The following is an 18009-nucleotide window of genomic DNA, read 5'->3' on the forward strand; positions in this document are numbered from 1 at the left end:
GGGGCGGGGCCTCGATCTATGAGCGTCGCTAGGAACTCCACCTTGTAGCGCACGCGCAGCGAAAGAGGCTGAGAGAGGTTGGTTCGGCTCCGGCCTTGTCTTCGGGCGTCATCGCGTCTTTGCCCATACCGTGCCCCGATGAACTCCGAACTGACGTGCCAGACCGTTCACGCTCACGCCCTGGGCTCGGGCTGTTCGCATAGCGTCCACTTCCTCGTCCGTGAGCCGTGTTCGAGGTCGTTTCTTTGGTTCCGCTGACGCGCCGATCAGTGCGTCGTCAGTCTGACCCACGGCATCGGAGTCGTCGCGACTCCCTTGATCCCACGCGGAAACTAGCCTCTCAACCCGTGGTCGCCTGTTCCCGCAGCGCCCCATTGCTTCCACCGAAGAAGGGCCCGGGAGTCGTGAGAATCCCGGGCCCTTTCGTCTGCCCAGGGTGGCCGCCGGCGCCGGCACCGTGGGCAGAAACCGGCGACCCGGGGGCTCCTGGGGCACAAACCGCAGGACTTCGGGCCCCGTGGGCAGAAGAGAGGGCGTTTCTGCCCACGGAGGGACGGGGATGGCCTGCCCCGAACCCCCGCCGCCGGACCCGCGCCACCGCGACCGCCGCCGTCGTCGCGCGTGGTGTTGGATGGTCCGGTGAACACCACCATCGACACCCCGTCCCCCGACCGACCCGCCTCTGGGCAGGGCACTCCGGCCTACGCCCGGGTGCCCGCGAGCTACTACGACATCTTCGTGGGCGTCTTCATCGCCCTCCTCATCCTCTCCGGCGTCACCGCGGCCAAGCTCTTCTACGGCCCCACCGTCCCGGTCATCTCGGACCTCTTCTACGACGGCGGCCCCCTCATCTTCGACGGCGGCGCCTTCCTGTTCCCGTTCGCGTACATCGTCGGCGACATCCTCGCCGAGGTGTACGGCTGGCGCCGGGCCCGCCGGGCCATCGTCCTCGGCTTCGCGATGCTCGTGCTCGCCGCCCTCACCTACACGGTGGTCTCCTGGACCACGCCCGTCGAGGGCTTCGAGGTGTGGGACCAGGCCCTCGCGCCCATGCTGCGGATCACCGTGGCCGGCTTCGTCGCGTTCCTCGTGGGCTCCCTGCTCAACGCGTCCATCGTGGTCCGCCTCAAGGAGCGCATGAAGGAACGGCACGTGGCGTTCCGGCTCATCCTCTCCACCGTGGTCGGCCAGTTCTTCGACACCCTGATCTTCTGCACCATCGCCTACGCCGGCACCATCTCGCTGCTGGAACTGGCGAACTACACGGTGACCGGCTTCGCGTACAAGACGCTCGTGGAGATCCTCATCGTGCCGGTGACCCTGCTCGTCATCCGCGCCCTCAAGCGCCGGGAGCCCACCTACCGGGCACCCGGCTTCGAGATCCACCGCGACGACGATCCCGCCCTCGCCCCGGCCACGTCCCGCTGACCCGCACGGGCCCCGGCGTCGGCCGCGCCGGGGCCCGTCCGTCGCGCGCACCCCGCCCACCGACTACCGTCGGTGCCATGGGCAAGGACCTCTTCGAGCACGAGCAGCAGCAGACCCTCAGCCGCGAGCAGGCCGCCGCACGCCTGCGCGACCTCGCCGACCAGCTCTCCCGGCAGAACGAGGTGCGGATCGAGCACGGCGGCCGCGATGTCGTCGTCACCGTCCCGGACCGCGTGGGACTCGAGGTGGAGCTCGAGGTCGAGGACGGCGGCGACGCCGAGCTGGAGATCACCCTCAGCTGGTGACCGGCCCCGGGCCGGCCGCCGTCGCCTCCCCGTGCCTCAGAACGTCCAGGGCTCCCCGGGGGCCAGACGACGGTAGTCGGTCACGCCCTCGGCGAGCCCCGAGAGCACCCCGTCCACCACGCCCTTGCCGTCCTCGCTGAGGATGCCGTCGTGGATGGGGCGGGTGTGCGTCGCCGCGATGGCCCGCATCTGGTCCACCACGTCCGCGATGCGCAGCCACGGTGCCGCGGCGGGCAGCAGGAGCACCTCGACGTCGGCGTCCGGCACCGTGAACGAGTCGCCGGGGTGCAGCACGGCCCCGTCCACGAGGTAGGACACGTTGACCGGGCGCGGGACCTCGGCGTGGATCACCGCGTGCTCCCCGCCGAGCACCTCCACCCGGAAGCCGGCGGCCTCGAACGTCTCCCCGGGGACGGCCGTGTGCACTCGCCCGGCGTCGAGCCCCGCCTCCCCCAGCGGCCCCGTGAGGTCCCGTGGCGCCCACACGTGCGCCTCCGTGCCGGCCACAGCCCTGGCCAGCTGCTCGGGGACCACGTGGTCCGGGTGGCCGTGCGTCACGAGGACGGCGTCCGCGCCGTCCAGGACCGCCGCATCGCTGAACGCGCCGGGGTCGAACGCGAGGCGCCGGCCGGCCTTCTCGAGGCGGACGGCCGAGTGGCCGAAGAGGGTCAGGGTCGTGCTCATGCGGATCACTCCTCCGCCCGGCGTCGGGATCCCGGGCAGTCCCAGCCTCCCGCGCGCTCCCGGCGGCGGACAAGGCCCGCGCACCCTCGGTTCTGCCGAGGATGCGCGGGCCGGGCGCTGTCCGCTGCGCGCTCAGGGCGCGGGGGAGTGGGTCAGCGCTGCTGCCCGGGCTGGACGCCCAGCACCTTGGCGTTGGCGGCGGCCACCGGGTCCGGGGCGGCGGTGTCCACGCGCACGCCCTCGCCCGCCGCGGCCGAGCCGGCCTCGGCCACGACCTTCTGCTGCTGGGCGTAGGGGTTGTTCGCCTCCACCACCGGGATGTTCGCGGTGATCGGGCCCGGCACGGGGGCGGTCCACGGATCCTGCACCGGCTTGGTCAGGCGCCACAGGGCGTAGCCGGCGCCGGCGGCGGCCGCCGCCATGCCCGCGACGATCCAGGCGCGACCGCCCGAGCGGGAGGCCCGGCGACCGGCGGCACGGTTCAGGTCCTTCTCGGCCGCGCCGGCGTACTGCTCGGCACCCTTGCGCAGGCGATTCACGATCGCCTTGTCCCCGGTGAGCTTGATCAGCGCCTGCTCCAGGGCGTCCGGGACCTCGACGTCGTGGGCGGTCTTGCGGGCGTGCGCGGCGCCGTCGGCCAGGCGGGCGGCCGCCACGGGGAGGACCTCCTCCTTGCGGCGCTGGGCGTAGTCGCCGGCGTCGGCCAGGCGGGCCTGCACCTGCGGGGCCACCTTCCCGCCCTGCTCCTGCAGCGCGGACAGGCCCGCGGCGAGGAGACCGGCGAGGGTCACGCCGCCCGCCGCGGCGGCGTCCTTGGCCTGACCGGCACGGTCGCTGAACAGGGCGGCGGACCGCTGCCCGTCCTTGCGGGCGCCCTTGGCGGCCTTCTTCGCGTCCTTGCGCAGGCCCTGGGCGGCCTGGCGGCCGTCCCGGCGCAGCTGCTTGGCCTTGCGGCCCCCACGACGGCGGCCCTTCTTCGCGGCCTTCTCAGCGTCCTTGCGCGCCGCGGCGAACTGCTGCTGCACCTCGTGGCCGGCGTCCTGCGCCTGGGCCTGCAGGTGCTCGAGGAAGTCCTGGACGGTGTCCACGCCCTTGGCGACGGCGGGGGCCAGCAGCCCGTACTGGTGCGCGACGGCCTCGCCGGCCTTCCGCGCCCCGCGCTCGACCACGGGGCCGTACTCCTTCTTGGCGTCCTGGGCCTTGCGGCGGCCTTCCTCGGCCGCGGCGGAGCCGCCGATCAGCCCGTAGGCCGCGGCCACCTCGCCCCAGGCGCGGGTGGACTCCACCTTCGGGGCGGCCCAGTGGCGCAGGTTCTCCGCCTGGCGTGCGACGAACGCGTTCGCGCCGCCGTCGTGCTGGATCTCGTCGTGCAGGGTCGTGCGAGCCATGTGATGCCTCCCGTGGGTTCTGGATGGTCGTTGAACGCGGTGGTCCTCGAGGCCCAGCCTAGTGGCCGACCCCCGCCGTGGCACGGGTCCCGGCACGCCGGGAGTGCGTACGCCGATCGCGGAAGACCCGCCCCCGGACGGCGGGATCCGGACGGCCCGCCGCCGCGGATGGAACAATGGGGCGCATGGCGAACAACACGCACACCGCGACCATCCACACGAACCACGGCGACATCGTCGTCGAGCTGTTCGGCAACCACGCCCCGAAGACCGTGAAGAACTTCGTGGGCCTCGCCACCGGCGAGCAGGAGTGGACCCACCCGCAGACCGGTGAGAAGAACAACGGCGCCCCGCTGTACTCCGGCACCGTGTTCCACCGCATCATCAAGGACTTCATGATCCAGGGCGGCGACCCGCTCGGCATGGGCATCGGCGGCCCCGGCTACCAGTTCGGCGACGAGATCCACCCCGAGCTGCAGTTCGACCGCCCCTACCTGCTGGCCATGGCCAACGCGGGCCCCGGCACCAACGGCTCGCAGTTCTTCATCACCTCCGTGCCCACCGGCTGGCTCAACGGCAAGCACACCATCTTCGGCGAGGTGAAGGACGAGGCCTCCCAGAAGGTCGTGGACGAGCTCAACGCCGTCGCCACCGATCCCCGTGACCGCCCGCTCGAGGACGTCGTCATCGAGTCCATCGACATCGACGAGGCCTGAGCAGCCCCTCGGTGAGCACCACCCCCTCCGACCCGCACGGCCCGGACTCCGCGGACGGCACACCCCCGGTGTGCCCGCGGCACCCGGGCCGTGCGGCGTATGTGCGCTGCGCCGTCTGCCGGCGCCCCGCGTGCCTCGACTGCCAGCGTCCCGGCTCCGCGGCCGGACCGGTCTGCGTGGACTGTGCGTCCGGCGTCGTGGCCGGTCCCGGTCCGACGGCGGCTCCCGCCGCCGGCGCCGCCGCGACGGTCCCGGCCCGACGGCGGACGGGCTTCGCCGCCTCGCCCGTCACCTGGATCCTGCTGGCGGTCACGGTGGTGGTCTACGCGGCGCAGTGGATGACCCGGGATCAGGCGTCCGGCGTGACCGAGGCGCTCTGGTACGCCGGGCTCTACACGTCCCCGTACGGCATGGAGCCGTGGCGGATGGCCTCCTACGCGCTCGTGCACGACGTCTCCGGTCCCACGCACCTGCTGCTGAACATGCTCGCGCTGTGGGTGATCGGGCGCGTGCTCGAGCCCGCGCTGGGCTGGTGGCGGTTCCTCGCTCTCTACGTGCTCTCCGCCGTGGGCGGTGCGGTGTTCGCGCTGTGGGTCTCGGATCCGCTGCAGCCCGTCGTCGGGGCGTCCGGCGCCGTGTACGGCATGTTCGCGGCCCTGTTCCTGCTCACCCGGGTGCGGGGCGGGCAGGTGCGCTCGATCGCCATGCTGATCGGCCTGAACCTCGTGTTCTCGTTCCTGCTGCCCGGGGTGGCCTGGCAGGTGCACGTGGGCGGGCTGCTGACGGGCGCGGTCGTCGCCGTCGTGTTCTCCCTGGCCGGCGGGCTGCGCCCCGGGCGGGCGCGTGTGCCGTCCGTGGGCGCCCAGGCGGCCGGCCTCGTGGTCGTGGCGGCGGCGCTGGCGGCGCTCACGGTGCTCGGCGCCGCACGGGTCACGGTGGCCGGCCTGCTCGGTTAGACCGTCGTCCCCGACCGTCCCCGGAGTTCTCCACAGCCGGGTGTGCACTTCTTCCCACAGGGGTGTCCACACCTGTGGACAACTCCGGGGACAACTCGTCTTCGGGCGGGATCGTGCGGATTCGTCATCCACAGGGTTGTCCACCGCTGTGGAGAACTACACGCGTGTCATTCGCTCCAGCGGGACATCATGAGGAACCCGACGAGCGCGATGCCGAAGCCCACGAGGATGTTCCAGCCGCCGATCTGCACGATCGGGAAGAGGCCCTGGGTCAGGTAGTAGACGATGATCCAGAGCAGGCCGAGGATCAGCAGGCCGAACATCACGGCCTTGTACCCGGGGGAGAGAGGCTTCGGACCCGGGTCCACGTCCCCGAGGTCCGTCCGCACGGCGGAGCGGCTGCGGCGCGCGGCCTCGAGCTCCTCGCGCTTCCGACGGGCCGAGTCCTTGCGCTTGCCGGCGGGTGCTGCCACGGGTCTTCTCCTCGGGTGGGTGTGTGGTGGGCGCCCCCACCGGCGGAGACCGGGGCGGGGGCGGTATCCTGCTGACCTGCCCAGGACCGGGGTCAGCGACGTGCCCGGCCAGTCTATGCACCCCGCTCCCACGCGGCGGGGAGGAAAGAGCGCCCCCGTGCAGAGCCCCGAGGTCTCCGTCCTCGTCGTCGACAACTACGACAGCTTCGTCTACACCCTGGTGGGCTACCTCGAGCAGCTCGGGGCCCGCACCACCGTGATCCGCAACGACGAGGTCACCCCCGCCCGCGCCCTCGAGCTCGCGGCCGAGCACACGGCGGTGCTCATCTCGCCCGGGCCGGGCGCGCCCGCCGACGCCGGTGTCTCCCTCGACCTCATCCGCTCCGCCGCCGACGGCGGCCGTCCGCTCTTCGGGGTGTGCCTGGGGCACCAGGCCATCGCGGAGGCGTTCGGCGCCACCGTGACGCACGCGGAGTCCCTCATGCACGGCAAGACGTCCCTGGTCCGCCACGGCGAGCACCCCATGTTCGAGGGCGTCCCCTCGCCGTTCACCGCCACCCGCTACCACTCGCTGGCCGCCGTGCGGACCACCGTGGACGAGGCGGTCCTGGAGATCACCGCCGAGACCGAGGACGGCGTCGTGATGGGACTGGCCCACCGCACCGCGCCCCTGTGGGGCGTGCAGTTCCACCCCGAGTCCGTGCTCACCGAGGGCGGCTACCGGATGCTCGGCAACTGGCTCGAGTCCGTGGGGCTCTCCGGGGCCGCCGAGCGCGGCGGTCGGCTCTCGCCCCTCGTCCGCCAGGACTGACCGGTCCCGGGGCCCGGTTCGCGGGTCCGACGGCGCCCCGGCCGCTCAGGTGGACGGCGGCGGATCGATCGAGGGCTCGGGGTCCGGCGTCAGCGTCGGCAGCGGGTCCACCGGCGTCCCGGTGGGCGAGGTGCTCGGCGACTGCTCGGTCGGCCCCGGCGAGGTCGACTGGGCCGCCGACGTCGACGACGGGCTCGGCGACGGCGGCGCGGTCGCCGTCGGCTCGGGGCTGGGCGTGTTCGAGGCGGACGGCGAGGGCGACGGCTCCGCGCTCTCGGAGGGCTCGGGGCTCTCCGTCGGCGGGGGGCTCGGTGGCGCGGACGCCGACGGCGTGGGTTCGGGCGCCTCACTGGACGGCGGCGCCGGCTCGGAGGGCTCGGCCGTGGGCGCGATCCACGAGGAAGCCGTCAGGGTCAGGGAGGAACGGTTGTCCACGCGGACGCCGGCGGGCGGATCCTGGGCCACGACCGTGCCGGTGTCGGTGGTCGCGCCGTCCTCGTCCTGGATCCGCACGCGCAGCTCGGGGGCGCTCAGCGCCAGCTGACGCCGCGCGTCCGGAGCACTCATCCCCACCACGTCCGGCACGGCGACCATGCCGCTGGACAGGTGCAGCACCACGGAGGAGCCGGGCGGCACGTGCGTGCCCATCGCGGGGTCGGTGCGGGCGAGCAGCCCGCGCTCGAGTCGGCCGTCGTCCTGGTACTGCACGGAGGAGACGCGCAGGCCCAGGCGTTCCAGCTCGCGGCGGGCCGCGTCCTCGGACAGCCCGTGCAGGGAGTCGGACAGCGCGATGCCCTCCTCGCCGCGGGACACCCGGATCCGCACCTCGGCCCCGCGGGGCACCTCCGTGCCCGTCGGCGGGTCGCTCTGGGTGACGGTCCCGTCCGGGGCGTCGGCCATGTACGCGGACGAGACGACGGCCACCAGACCTGCGTCCTCGAGCGCCGCGACCGCCTCGTCCTGCTGCAGCCCCACCACCGCGGGCACCTCCGCGGTGGTGGGCAGAGCCGCCGCGAGCCACGGCGCCAGGACCAGGGCCAGCGCCACCAGGACCGCGCCGGCCGCCAGGAGCGTGCGCCGGCGGAGGCGCCGGCGGACACGACGGTGCGTGGCCGTCGCTGGCGCCGGCGTGTCCCCTTGCGGTTCGGGCCGGGGCGTCGCGACCGCACCGGGCATCACCGGCTGGCCGACCGTCACCGGGCGGGGGCCGTCCATGGCGGCGGCGGCGGCAAGCTGCGCGGCGGAGGCGGCGCCGAGCAGTCCCGCACCCGCCACGGCATGGTTCGCCGCCTGGGGCTGTGCGGCGTCCGGCTCGGCCGGGACGGAGGGCGTCGGCCGGGTCAGCGGGACCGCGGCCGTCGGCACATCGGCCCCGTGCTCCGCGGCCGCGGCGCCCAGCACCGCGCCGACGAGGGCGGGAGGGAAGGCATCGAGCGGCGGGGTGTGACGGCCGGGGCCGGCGTGCGGATCCGCCGCGGCCTCCTCGAGGGCCGCGAGGAACGCGGTGCCCGTGGGGAACCGGTCCTCCGGATCCTTGCGCAGGGCGCGCAGCACCACGGGGTCGAACGCGGGCGGCAGGTCGGGGTCGACGTCGGAGGGCGCCGGCGGCTCCTCGCGCACGTGTTGATAGGCCACGGCCAGCGGCGTGTCACCCGTGAAGGGGGGTCGGCCCGTGAGCAGCTCGAACAGCAGGCAGCCGGCCGCGTAGAGGTCGGCGCGGCCGTCCACGGTGCGGCCCGTCGCCTGCTCCGGGGCCAGGTAGAGGGCCGTGCCCACCACGGCCTGGGTCTGCGACGTGGTGGCGGAGGTGTCGGCCAGCGCATGGGCGATCCCGAAGTCCATCACCTTCACGGCGCCCGTCTCCGTGACCATGACGTTCGCGGGCTTCACGTCGCGGTGGACGATGCCCTCCTCGTGCGCGTGCTCGAGCGCTTCCAGCGCGCCCCGGGTCCAGGCCACGGCACGGTCCGTGCCCACGGCGCCCTCGGCGTGCAGGATCTCCCGCAGCGTCCGGCCGGAGACGAGCTCCATCACCAGGAACGGGCAGTCCACCGGATGGAGGCCGTCCTCGAGAGAGACCTCGCCCGTGTCGTACACGGAGACGATCGAGGGGTGGTTCAGGGAGGCCGCCGAGCGTGCCTCCTTGCGGAAGCGTGCCTGGAAGTGCGGATCGCGCGCCAGGTCCCGGCGCATCAGCTTGACCGCCACCGGGCGGTGCAGCCGCAGGTCCTCGCCGCGGAAGACGTCCGCCATGCCGCCGCGCCCGATCAGCTCACCGATCCGGTACCGCCCGTTCAGGATTCTCTGCTCATCCACAGACACGTCCGCGTGCCCGTCCCGCCCGCCGCTCAAGCGGAGGGCGTGGCGTCGGCGGACGAGGCCTCCGCACCACGCGCGTCAGCGGACGGGTCGGTGGTGGGCTCGCCCGTCGGTGCCGTGGACTCCCCGGAGGACTCCGTCGTCGGATCCCCCGTGGGCGTCGTCGGCTCCTCGGACGGCTCCCGCGTGGGCTCCGGGCCGGCGGTGGCCGTCGGGGATTCGGCGGTGGGGGACGGGCTGGGCTCGTCCGAGGCCGACGGGCTCGGCCCGGTGCTCGGCTCCTCCGACGCGCTGGGCTCCGGCTCCGAGGCGGGCTGGGACGCCTCGCGGGTCGGCGCGGCGTCGGACCCGCCGGTGGCCACGATCAGCTGCACGTGCGTGTCGTAGCGGTGTCGCTCGCCCTCGCCGGGCACCACGCGCACCACCTCGCCGTCGGCGCCGTCGGCGGACGGGTCGTCCACCCGGTCCACGGTGAAGCCGCGGTCGCGCAGCGTCTGGATCGCGCTCTCCACGGGCTGGCCCACGAGGCCCTCCGGGATGACGCCCTCCCCGGTGGAGACGGCCAGCGTGACGGTCTCACCGCGCCGCAGCGCCCCCACGGGGTTGATCTCCTCGACGGTGCCCTGCGGGCTCTGCGCGTCGCGGTCCTCCTCGCGCACCGCCAGGCCGAGGCCCTCGAGCTCGGTGCGCACCTCGCTCACGGGGCGACCCTTGTACGCCTCCGGGTCCACGTGCACGGACGACTCCTCCTGCGAGGTCGCCGGCGCCGAGCCGCCGACGCCGCGGCCACCCGTGAGCAGCGGCCACAGCAGGGCCCCCAGCAGGGCGAACACCACGAGCCCGAGCAGCGCCCACAGCGGCCAGCGGTTGGCGCGTCGCCGGCGGGCGGGTGCGGAGCCGCCCCCGGCGGGCGGGCCCGGGTCCACGACGTCGCCCGGGCGGGTCTGCTGGTCGCGCACGGCGGCGATCTCGTGGTCGCGCGTGCTCGCGCTCGCGGCGGCGCCGGCCGCACCGGCCGCCGCACCGGCGGCGCCGGGGCCGCGGGCGGCGTCGTCGGTGCGGGGCTGGGCCGCGGTCACCGGCAGCGCCGCGGTGGCGGGGAAGCCGTCCGTCCGGGTGCCCTCGGCGCGGGGATGGGTGGTGCGCATGCCGTCGTAGTCCAGGGGGGCGGTCTCGGCGCCCGAGGGGTCGGCCACGCCCTGCTCCTCGAGGAAGGCGGCCAGGCCGGGCACGGCCTCCACAGCGCCGCGGGTGTCCTTGCGACGCAGCGCGTCGGCGGCCTCCGAGAGCGCGGTCGCGTCCGAGGGCCGCTCCTTGGGGTCCTTCGAGAGCATGCACATGATCAGGGCGCGCACCGGGGCCGGGACGGTGTCCGGCAGGGGCGGCGGGGTGTCGTTGACCTGGGCGAGGGCGATCGCGATCTGGGACTCGCCCGTGAACGGGCGATGCCCGGCGAGGGCCTCGTAGCCGATGATGCCCAGCGAGTAGAGGTCGGAGGAGCCGGTGGCCTGCTGCCCCGTGGCCTGCTCGGGCGCGAGGTACTGGGCGGTGCCCATCACCTGGCCGGTGGCCGTGAGCGGGACCTGGTCCGCCAGGCGCGCGATGCCGAAGTCCGTCACCTTCACCCGGCCGGTGGGCGTGATCATGAGGTTGCCGGGCTTGACGTCGCGATGCACGAGCCCCTGGGCGTGGGCCGCCGAGAGCGCGGCCGCCGTCTGCGCGATGATCCCCAGGGTCCGCTCGGGGGAGAGCACCTTCTCCTTCTCGAGGATGGAGGACAGCGGCTGGCCGGGCACGAGCTCCATGACGAGGTAGGCGGAGCCCTTCTCCTCGCCGTAGTCGTAGACGTTGGCGACGCCGGGGTGGTTCAGCAGCGCGGTGTGCTGGGCCTCCGCCCGGAAGCGGCGCAGGAAGTTGGGGTCACCCGTGTACTCCTCCTTGAGGATCTTCACGGCGGTGATCCGGCCCAGGACCTTGTCCCGCGCCTTCCACACCTCGCCCATGCCGCCGATCGCGATGCGATCGGTCAACTGGTACCTGCCGCCGAGGGTGATGCCCGATGTCGGCCTCATTCCGTGACCACCGCTTCCATGATTGCCTTCATGCCACTGACGACTGTCTGATGTCCAACCCCCGGCGGCTCGTCCTCCACCACGATCGTCACGGCCGCCCGGGGGTTCTCGCTCGCGTCGAAGCCGGTGATCCAGGAGTGCACGTTGCCCGTGTCCCCGACCTCGGCCGTGCCCGACTTCGCCGCGATCCGCACCGTGTCCGACTGCACGGATCCCAGGATGCCGTCCTCCACCGCCGAGACCATCATGTCCGAGACCTGCCCGGCCACCTCGGGGGTCGTGGCCCGGCCGCGCTCACGGGGGCTGAACTCCTGCACCGTGGTGAGGTCCGAACGGCGGACCGCCTTGATCAGCTGCGGCTCCATGACCACGCCGTCGTTCGCGATGCCGGCGGCCACCATGGCCATCTGCAGCGCGGTGGCCTGCACGTCCCGCTGGCCGATCGAGGACTGCGCCAGCGCGGCGTCGTCCAGGTCGGAGGGGAACACGGAGGCGGTCACGGGCAGCGGGTATTCGAAGGAGTCGTTGAAGCCGAACCGCTCGGCGGCCTCCCGGATCCGGTCCTGGCCCAGCTCGACGGCGGCCATGGCGAACGGGGTGTTGCAGGACTGTGCCAGCGCCCATGTGAGGGTCTGACGCCCCACGGTGTTGCACGGTGAGCCGTCGTAGTTGGGCAGCTCCGTGGTCGTGCCGGGCAGCGTCCACGCGGCGGGGATGTCCACCGTCCCGTCCGGGGTGTAGTCACCGGACTCGAGCATGGCCACCGCGTCGATGAGCTTGAACGTGGAGCCGGGGGACACGAGCTGCTCCGAGGCGCGGTTGCGGTACGCGCTGGCACCGGGGATCTGATCGATCGCGGCCATCGCCGCCTGCGCCTCGGCCGGGTTGTGCGAGGAGAGCGCGTTGGGGTCGAAGCTCGGCTTCGACACCATGGCCAGGATCTCGCCCGTCGTCGGGTCCGTGACCACGGCGGAGGCGCGCACGCCGTCCGGGAGCGCGTCGTACGCCAGACGCTGCAGCTCGGGGTCGATCGTCAGCTCCACCTGGTCGCCCTCGGGCGTGGCACCCGTGATGATCTCCATGGCGCGGTCCACGAACTGGGACGTGGGGGTGCCGGAGAGCTGCTCGTTCATGGCCGCCTCCAGCCCGGCGGTGCCGTAGGTGAGCGAATAGAAGCCCGTGAGCGGGGCGTACAGCTCGGGCTCGTGGTAGACGCGCTGGTAGTGGTACGCGTCGTCGGAGGGGACGGACTCGGCGATCGGCTCGCCGTCCACGAGGATCGGCCCGCGCGGGGCGCCGAACTCCAGGAACATCTGCCGCGAGTTCAGGGCGTGCGTCTTGAGCTGGTCCGCGGCCAGCACCTGGATGACGGACGCAGCCAGCGCGAGCACCAGGATCATGGCCGCCATGACGGTCCACGTGCGTCGGATCGCCTCGTTCACCGCTCCTCACCTCCTCCCGGGGGCACAGCGGCCGCCGGGAGCGCCGTGCCGGGGTCGAGGTGGCCGGCGCCGGGCCCGGACGCGTTGACCATCCCGTCCACGACCGCGGGACGGCGGGCGGCGTTCGAGATGCGCAGCACGAGCCCCACGATGATCCAGTTGGCCAGCAGCGACGAGCCGCCGGCGGCGAGGAACGGCGTCGTGAGGCCGGTGAGCGGCAGCACGAGGGTCACACCGCCCATCACCACGAACACCTGCCACGCCATGGTGAAGGCCAGGCCGGAGGCGAGCACCTTGCCGAACGCGTCGCGCACGCCGAGGGCGGCGCGCATCATGCGGGTGACGAGCAGGAAGTACAGGACGAGCACGGCGGCCAGGCCCACGAAGCCGAGCTCCTCGCCGATGGCCGTGAGGATCATGTCCGAGAAGGACAGCGGCACCTGGGTGGGGTTGCCCGCGCCCAGGCCGGTGCCCATCAGCCCGCCCGAGGCCATCGCGAACAGGCCCTGGACGACCTGGTAGGAGCCGCCGAAGTCGCGATGGTAGATCTCGGGGTCGAAGGCCCTCAGCCAGATCTCGAACCGGGCGGTCACGTGCGGCATGAACAGGAACGCCAGCGCCGCGCCGAAGGCGATCAGGCCCAGGCCGAGGAGGATCCAGGAGGCGCGGGACGTGGCGATGTAGAGCATCGCCATGAACATGCCGAAGAACAGCAGGGCCGAGCCCAGGTCGCGCTGGAACACGAGCACGCCGAGCGCCAGGAGCCAGCCGGCCAGCAACGGGCCGAGGTCCCGGGCTCGGGGGAAGGTCACCGGGCCCACGCGGCGGCCGGCCAGCAGGATCAGGTCGCGGTTCGCGGAGAGGTAGCCGGCGAAGAAGATGGCCAGCGTGATCTTGGCGATCTCGCCGGGCTGGAAGGTGCCGAAGCCGACGTCGATCCAGATCCGCGCCCCGTACATGCTCAGGCCCAGCCCGGGCACGAGCGGCAGGAGCAGCAGCACGCCGGACGCGGCGAGGAACAGGTACGGCCAGCGCCGCAGCACCCGGTGGTCGCGCACCAGGAACACCAGGGCGGAGGCCACCAGGACGGCCAGGACGGACCACACGAGCTGCGAGGTGGGGTTGGCCATCGCGGCGTCCTGGCTCAGCCGGTGGATCATGGCCAGGCCCAGCCCGTTGAGCAGGGCGGTGATCGGCAGCATGAACGGGTCCGCGTAGGGGGCCCGCAGCCGCAGGACCACGTGCAGCACGAGGGTGGCCGCGCCGAAGATGCCCAGCGGCACCCAGGCGGTGGAGTCCAGCGGGGCGTCCGTGCCGATCATGCCCAGCAGGTCCGCCCCCAGGGCGATGGCCAGGGCGGCCAGCAGTAGGACCAGTTCGATGTTCCGGCGCGGGCGTGCGGGGGAGATCACCTCGGTCACGGGGCCTCACCTCCCGTCGCGCTCGGGGACGATGCCGGGCTCGTCGGCGCGGCGGAGCCGGACGCGTCCGAGGGGCGGGCGGAGGACGACGACGGCGTCGCGCTCGGCCGGGCCCGCTCGGAGGGCTCACCGGCGGGGGCGGGGGCGTTCGGGTGCAGCGAGTCGCGCAGCTCGGCGACGATCTGCTCCGCGTGGTCCACGTCCCGGGCGGCCATGCCGGCGTTCACGCGGTCGCGTGCGTACGCGGGCAGCGCGTCCACCGGGAGGTCGGTCTGGCGGTCCACGTGGGACAGCTCGAGCGGGCCCAGCCGCTGGGAGACGCCCTTGAACACGGCGATCCGGCCGTCGTTGGCCCCCACGTAGTACTGCGTCTGGGTCCACAGGTAGCCCCACACGGCCACGGCCGCGAGGGTGAGGGCGAGCAGCGTGGTGAATACGGGGATGAACCAGCCGCGACGGTACTGCACCGGGCGGTCGTCCTTCCCACGCCGCCGACGCGCGGCCCTGGCCTCGGAGCCGCCGGCGGGCCCGGAGGTCGCCGGGGCCGGGGTGGGGGCCGTGGCCGACGCCTCGGCGGCCTCGTCGGACGGCTGGTCGGCAGCGGTGGCGGCCGGTGTGGCGGCGGAGGAGGAGCCGACGGCGGCCGCGGTGCCGCGCGGCGCGGCGGGCGGGGCGGACGGGTCCGGGCGCGCGGCGACGTCGGGATCCGGCCCGTCCGTGAGGACGGCCGCGGTGCGCCGGGGACGGTTCTCCGGCACGGGCGTCTCGCCGAGCAGGGCAGCGGCGCGGCGGCGCGTGGAGCTGCGGGTGACCACGGGGATGCGATCGGTCCTCACAGCGTTGGAGGCCGCGCCGACGAGCAGGTGGGGTCGTGCGTCCAGGTCCTCGCGCAGCAGCAGGCCGGAGACCGGGCCGACCTCGGGCGGGTGGGCCGCGGCGAGGGCCTGCTCGGACAGGTGGACGTCCGGGACGGGGGCCAGCTCCTCCGCCGTGCCCTCCGCGATCTCGAACGCCACCACGGTGACGTTGTCCGGGGCGCCGCCCTTGAGGGTCAGGTCCACGAGGGTGTCGACGGCCTGGTTGAGAGCCTCCGAGTCCCGCAGCACCTCGTGGATCTTCTCGGGGGAGACCACGTCCGTGAGGCCGTCCGAGCAGAACAGCCAGCGCTCTCCGGGGGCGACGGGCACCTCGAACACGTCCAGCTCGGGGGAGGCGTCCACGTCGCCGAGCACGCGCATGAGCACGTTCTTGTTCGGATGGAACGGGGCCTCCCCGGCCTCGAGACGCCCCTCGTCCACGAGCTTCTGCACGAACGTGTGGTCCGTGGTGACCTGGGAGAACTCGCCGTTCGCGAGCCGGTAGGCACGGGAGTCGCCGATGTGCGCGATGTGCAGCGTGGTCCCCGCGAGCAGGGCGGCGGTGCACGTGGTGCCCATGCCGGCGAGCTTGGGGTTGGCGTGCACCAGCTCGTTGAGGATCAGGTTGGCGTTCTGGATCTCGTCCGGCAGCACCGTGGCCGGGTCCTCGTAGCCCACCGCATCCAGCGGGGCCAGGTCCAGCACCGTGGACGCGCTTGCCACGTCGCCGCCCACGTGCCCGCCCATGCCGTCCGCGAGCACGACCAGATGACGGCCCACGTAGGCGGAGTCGTCGTTCTTGGCACGGACGCGGCCGACGTCGGAGCGGGCGGCGTAGCGGAGGACGAGGGTCATGGGTCAGGCCTCGAGCTCCATGACGGTCTTGCCGATGCGGATGGCCGTGCCGGGGCCCACGGGCACCGCGCGGGTGACGGGGGCGCCGTTGACGTAGGTGCCGTTCGTGGAGCCGAGGTCCTCGAGGAACCAGCGGGTGCCCTGGGGGAACAGCCGGGCGTGGCGGCCGGAGGCGTAGTCGTCCACGAGCACCAGGTCGGCGTCCTGGGCGCGGCCCATCAGCAGGGGACGGCCCTCCAGGGCGATGGTCTGCCCGGCCTTCGGGCCCTCGACCACCCGCAGAGTCCGGGACAGCCGCGGGGCCGGCGTCGTCGGCGCGGACGCGGCGGGGGACGGCGTCGACGCGGGCGCGGGGCGGTCGACCGCGGACGAGCCCGCCCCGGCGGCCCCGGCCGCGGGCACCGCGGTGACCAGGCCGGCGTCGCGCTGGGCCTGCTGGAGGCGCGTCTTGTTCCGCCGGCCGACCACGAGGTCGCGGCCCTGCGCCATGACGATGGAGATGATCAGCACCCACAGGGCCAGCAGCAGGCCCATGCGGAGCACGGCGACGGCGAGCTCGCTCATGCGCGGCCCCCCGTCCCGCCGAAGAACAGCAGCTCGGTCTGGCCGACGGTCACCACGTCCCCGTCGCGCAGGGTGACGGAGCCGTCCACGCGGCGGCCGTTGACGAGCACGCCGTTGCGGCTGCCCAGGTCCAGGAGCGTGACCGTGGAGCCGACGGTGAGCAGGCGCAGGTGCTCGCGGGACACCGAGGAGTCCGGGATCACGAGGTCGGCACGCTCGGCCGAGCGGCCGAGGATCAGGTCGTCCCCGTCCAGGGGGAGCATGCGGCCGTCCAGCTCGAGTGCCGGGCCGGCGGGCTCGGTCACGGGGCGGCCCATCACGACGGTCGGCTGGTCGGCGTGGGAGGGGGCGGCGGGCGCGGCCGGGGCGGCGGCCCGGCGGGGCGCCGGACGGGGCCCGACGCGCGGGGCGGGGGAGGGCTCGCGGGGCGCGGCCGCCGGCGGGTCCTCGACCAGTCGGTCCGGCGCCGGGGCGGTGGCTCCCGGGCCGTGGGCGGTGGCGGGCGAGGCGCCGTCGTCGTGGGGGGCCGGGGCGGTGAGCGAGCCGTCGTCCAGGCGGGTGACCACGCGCAGGTCCCCGCCGCGCACGTCCGCGTCCGGGTGGAAGGCGACCCGGACCGTGCCGGGCAGTGCATAGCCCTGGGAGTCGGCGTGGCGGATGACCTCATCGCACAGCTCGCTGGCGAGGGTGGACCCCCACGAGCGGGCGCGCTCGAAGTCGGCGGGGGAGAAGTGGACCACGTAGCTGTTGGGCGCGACCGTGTGGCCCTCGGACAGCGCGATCGACTCGTCGTCCATCGCCTGTCGCAGGGCCGAGGCGATCTCCACCGGCTTGACCGCCCGCGGACCGCCGGCCGAGAAGGCCGAGCGCACGACCCGCTCGAGGCCGCGTTCGAGGTTGTCCAGAAGTCCCACGACGGGGCCCCTTTCCACAGTTGTCCGTCCCGATACTACGGGCCGGGCTGGGAGACCGCCGAGAACAGCGGGATCCTGCCGGGTGGAACGCGGGTGGGAGAGGTGCCGGAGGGGGCGAGCCGCGGGGGTGGCGGGGACGCGGGGGCGGGCGTCGGGGCCGATTTGCGCGCCCGGGCGAGCGGGGGTTAGAGTATTCCTCGCTGCCTGTGACGGTCGCCGGATGTCCGGAGCCGAGAACAGGAAGCCGCTCGCGCGAGTGGCGGAATTGGTAGACGCGCTGGCTTCAGGTGCCAGTGTTCGCAAGGACGTGGGGGTTCAAGTCCCCCCTCGCGCACCGAGGGTCGTTTGTAAGACGGCCAAGGAACGGTTTGTACGTTCCAACCCGGAAGCCCCCGGGAGCCTCGAGAGAGACTCCCGGGGGCTTCTTCATGCCCAGGATTGGCCTCCCGGGCGACGCCGCAGGCGTGGCAGGTGCCTCCCCGGCCTTGTCTGGGCATGGAAAGACCCCCGCGGGCCTGCGCTTGGGCAGGCTCCCGCGGGGGTCTGGGTGTGTCCACGTCGTCCCGTGGCGGCGGTTCTAGGTGTTGTGGGTCATGAGGTTCTTGCCACGGGGTACGGGCTGAGATGAGACGAGTGGGCCTCTCCCGCAGGATGGAAGTTCCTACACCACCCACCTGCCCGAAAAGACCCACTCATGACTCACGCTAACGCACCCCTGACCCCCACTGGCCGTCTCAGGATGGTCCACCGCCACCTGCACGACGGGATCCCGCAGGCACACGTGGCAGCCGAGTTCCGGGTGAG

At 73.7% G+C, this 18009-nt stretch carries 15 protein-coding genes, 1 tRNA gene and 1 pseudogene; 7 read left to right on the forward strand and 10 right to left on the reverse strand.

Going from position 1 to position 18009, the window contains the following annotated elements:
- Positions 1 to 639: 639 nt before the first annotated feature.
- Together KVS67_RS10295 and KVS67_RS10300 are read left to right on the forward strand one after the other, a co-directional pair.
- Entirely contained in the window at positions 640 to 1428 is a 789-nt protein-coding gene (locus KVS67_RS10295) for a queuosine precursor transporter (protein ID WP_063190152.1), read from the forward strand.
- Between the two features lie 77 nt (positions 1429 to 1505).
- On the forward strand, positions 1506 to 1733 hold the full coding sequence (locus KVS67_RS10300) for an amphi-Trp domain-containing protein (RefSeq protein WP_049161426.1): 228 nt from the start codon (positions 1506 to 1508) through the stop codon (positions 1731 to 1733).
- Between the two features lie 36 nt (positions 1734 to 1769).
- Here KVS67_RS10300 and KVS67_RS10305 read toward each other — a convergent pair whose 3' ends face one another.
- Positions 1770 to 2417, reverse strand: a complete 648-nt coding sequence (locus tag KVS67_RS10305) for an MBL fold metallo-hydrolase (protein ID WP_036337286.1) — start codon at positions 2415 to 2417, stop codon at positions 1770 to 1772.
- 152 nt (positions 2418 to 2569) lie between these two features.
- Positions 2570 to 3805, reverse strand: coding sequence for a hypothetical protein (locus KVS67_RS10310; protein WP_063190153.1), 1236 nt, complete (start codon positions 3803 to 3805; stop codon positions 2570 to 2572).
- A gap of 185 nt (positions 3806 to 3990) precedes the next feature.
- Between KVS67_RS10310 and KVS67_RS10315 the strand changes: the two genes are divergently transcribed.
- Entirely contained in the window at positions 3991 to 4521 is a 531-nt protein-coding gene (locus KVS67_RS10315; RefSeq protein ID WP_049161430.1) for a peptidylprolyl isomerase, read from the forward strand.
- Positions 4522 to 4532: 11 nt separating this feature from the next.
- A complete protein-coding gene (locus KVS67_RS10320; protein WP_231866350.1) occupies positions 4533 to 5477 on the forward strand; it encodes a rhomboid family intramembrane serine protease in 945 nt (314 codons plus the stop codon).
- A 167-nt stretch (positions 5478 to 5644) separates the two neighbouring features.
- On the opposite strand, the gene KVS67_RS10325 is transcribed toward KVS67_RS10320, so the two are convergent.
- Positions 5645 to 5950 carry a cell division protein CrgA gene (locus KVS67_RS10325; protein WP_044659935.1) on the reverse strand — a complete coding sequence of 102 codons (306 nt, stop codon included), beginning with the start codon at positions 5948 to 5950 and terminating at the stop codon, positions 5645 to 5647.
- Between the two features lie 157 nt (positions 5951 to 6107).
- Here KVS67_RS10325 and KVS67_RS10330 point away from each other — a divergent pair, with 157 nt between their 5' ends.
- Complete coding sequence (locus KVS67_RS10330) at positions 6108 to 6761, forward strand: aminodeoxychorismate/anthranilate synthase component II (RefSeq protein ID WP_063190154.1); 654 nt, start codon at positions 6108 to 6110, stop codon at positions 6759 to 6761.
- A 45-nt stretch (positions 6762 to 6806) separates the two neighbouring features.
- Here the strand turns inward: KVS67_RS10330 and pknB are convergent, their stop codons facing one another.
- The 7 genes from pknB to KVS67_RS10365 are packed head-to-tail and all read right to left on the reverse strand — an operon-like array spanning position 6807 to position 17205.
- On the reverse strand, positions 6807 to 9077 hold the full coding sequence (gene pknB, locus KVS67_RS10335) for a Stk1 family PASTA domain-containing Ser/Thr kinase (RefSeq protein ID WP_063190155.1): 2271 nt from the start codon (positions 9075 to 9077) through the stop codon (positions 6807 to 6809).
- Positions 9078 to 9109: 32 nt separating this feature from the next.
- Positions 9110 to 11152, reverse strand: coding sequence for a protein kinase (locus KVS67_RS10340; protein WP_036337274.1), 2043 nt, complete (start codon positions 11150 to 11152; stop codon positions 9110 to 9112).
- Positions 11149 to 12594 carry a penicillin-binding protein 2 gene (locus KVS67_RS10345; protein ID WP_010079719.1) on the reverse strand — a complete coding sequence of 482 codons (1446 nt, stop codon included), beginning with the start codon at positions 12592 to 12594 and terminating at the stop codon, positions 11149 to 11151. The genes KVS67_RS10340 and KVS67_RS10345 overlap by 4 nt, the downstream gene beginning before the upstream one ends.
- Positions 12591 to 14015: an FtsW/RodA/SpoVE family cell cycle protein gene (locus tag KVS67_RS10350; RefSeq protein WP_012750686.1), complete on the reverse strand. Its 1425-nt coding sequence runs from the start codon at positions 14013 to 14015 to the stop codon at positions 12591 to 12593. The genes KVS67_RS10345 and KVS67_RS10350 overlap by 4 nt, the downstream gene beginning before the upstream one ends.
- Positions 14012 to 15727, reverse strand: coding sequence for a PP2C family serine/threonine-protein phosphatase (locus KVS67_RS10355; RefSeq protein WP_012750687.1), 1716 nt, complete (start codon positions 15725 to 15727; stop codon positions 14012 to 14014). The genes KVS67_RS10350 and KVS67_RS10355 overlap by 4 nt, the downstream gene beginning before the upstream one ends.
- 3 nt (positions 15728 to 15730) lie before the next feature.
- Complete coding sequence (locus KVS67_RS10360; protein ID WP_010079714.1) at positions 15731 to 16291, reverse strand: FHA domain-containing protein; 561 nt, start codon at positions 16289 to 16291, stop codon at positions 15731 to 15733.
- Positions 16288 to 17205, reverse strand: a complete 918-nt coding sequence (locus KVS67_RS10365) for a DUF3662 and FHA domain-containing protein (protein ID WP_063190156.1) — start codon at positions 17203 to 17205, stop codon at positions 16288 to 16290. Before KVS67_RS10365 ends, KVS67_RS10360 begins: the two co-directional genes overlap by 4 nt.
- A gap of 250 nt (positions 17206 to 17455) precedes the next feature.
- Between KVS67_RS10365 and KVS67_RS10370 the strand changes: the two genes are divergently transcribed.
- A tRNA-Leu gene (locus KVS67_RS10370) sits at positions 17456 to 17539 on the forward strand.
- 360 nt (positions 17540 to 17899) lie between these two features.
- Positions 17900 to 18009, forward strand: a pseudogene (locus KVS67_RS10375) (IS481 family transposase); the annotation flags it as partial.

This window comes from Micrococcus sp. GbtcB5 (assembly GCF_019091605.1).
Taxonomy (GTDB): domain Bacteria; phylum Actinomycetota; class Actinomycetes; order Actinomycetales; family Micrococcaceae; genus Micrococcus; species Micrococcus luteus.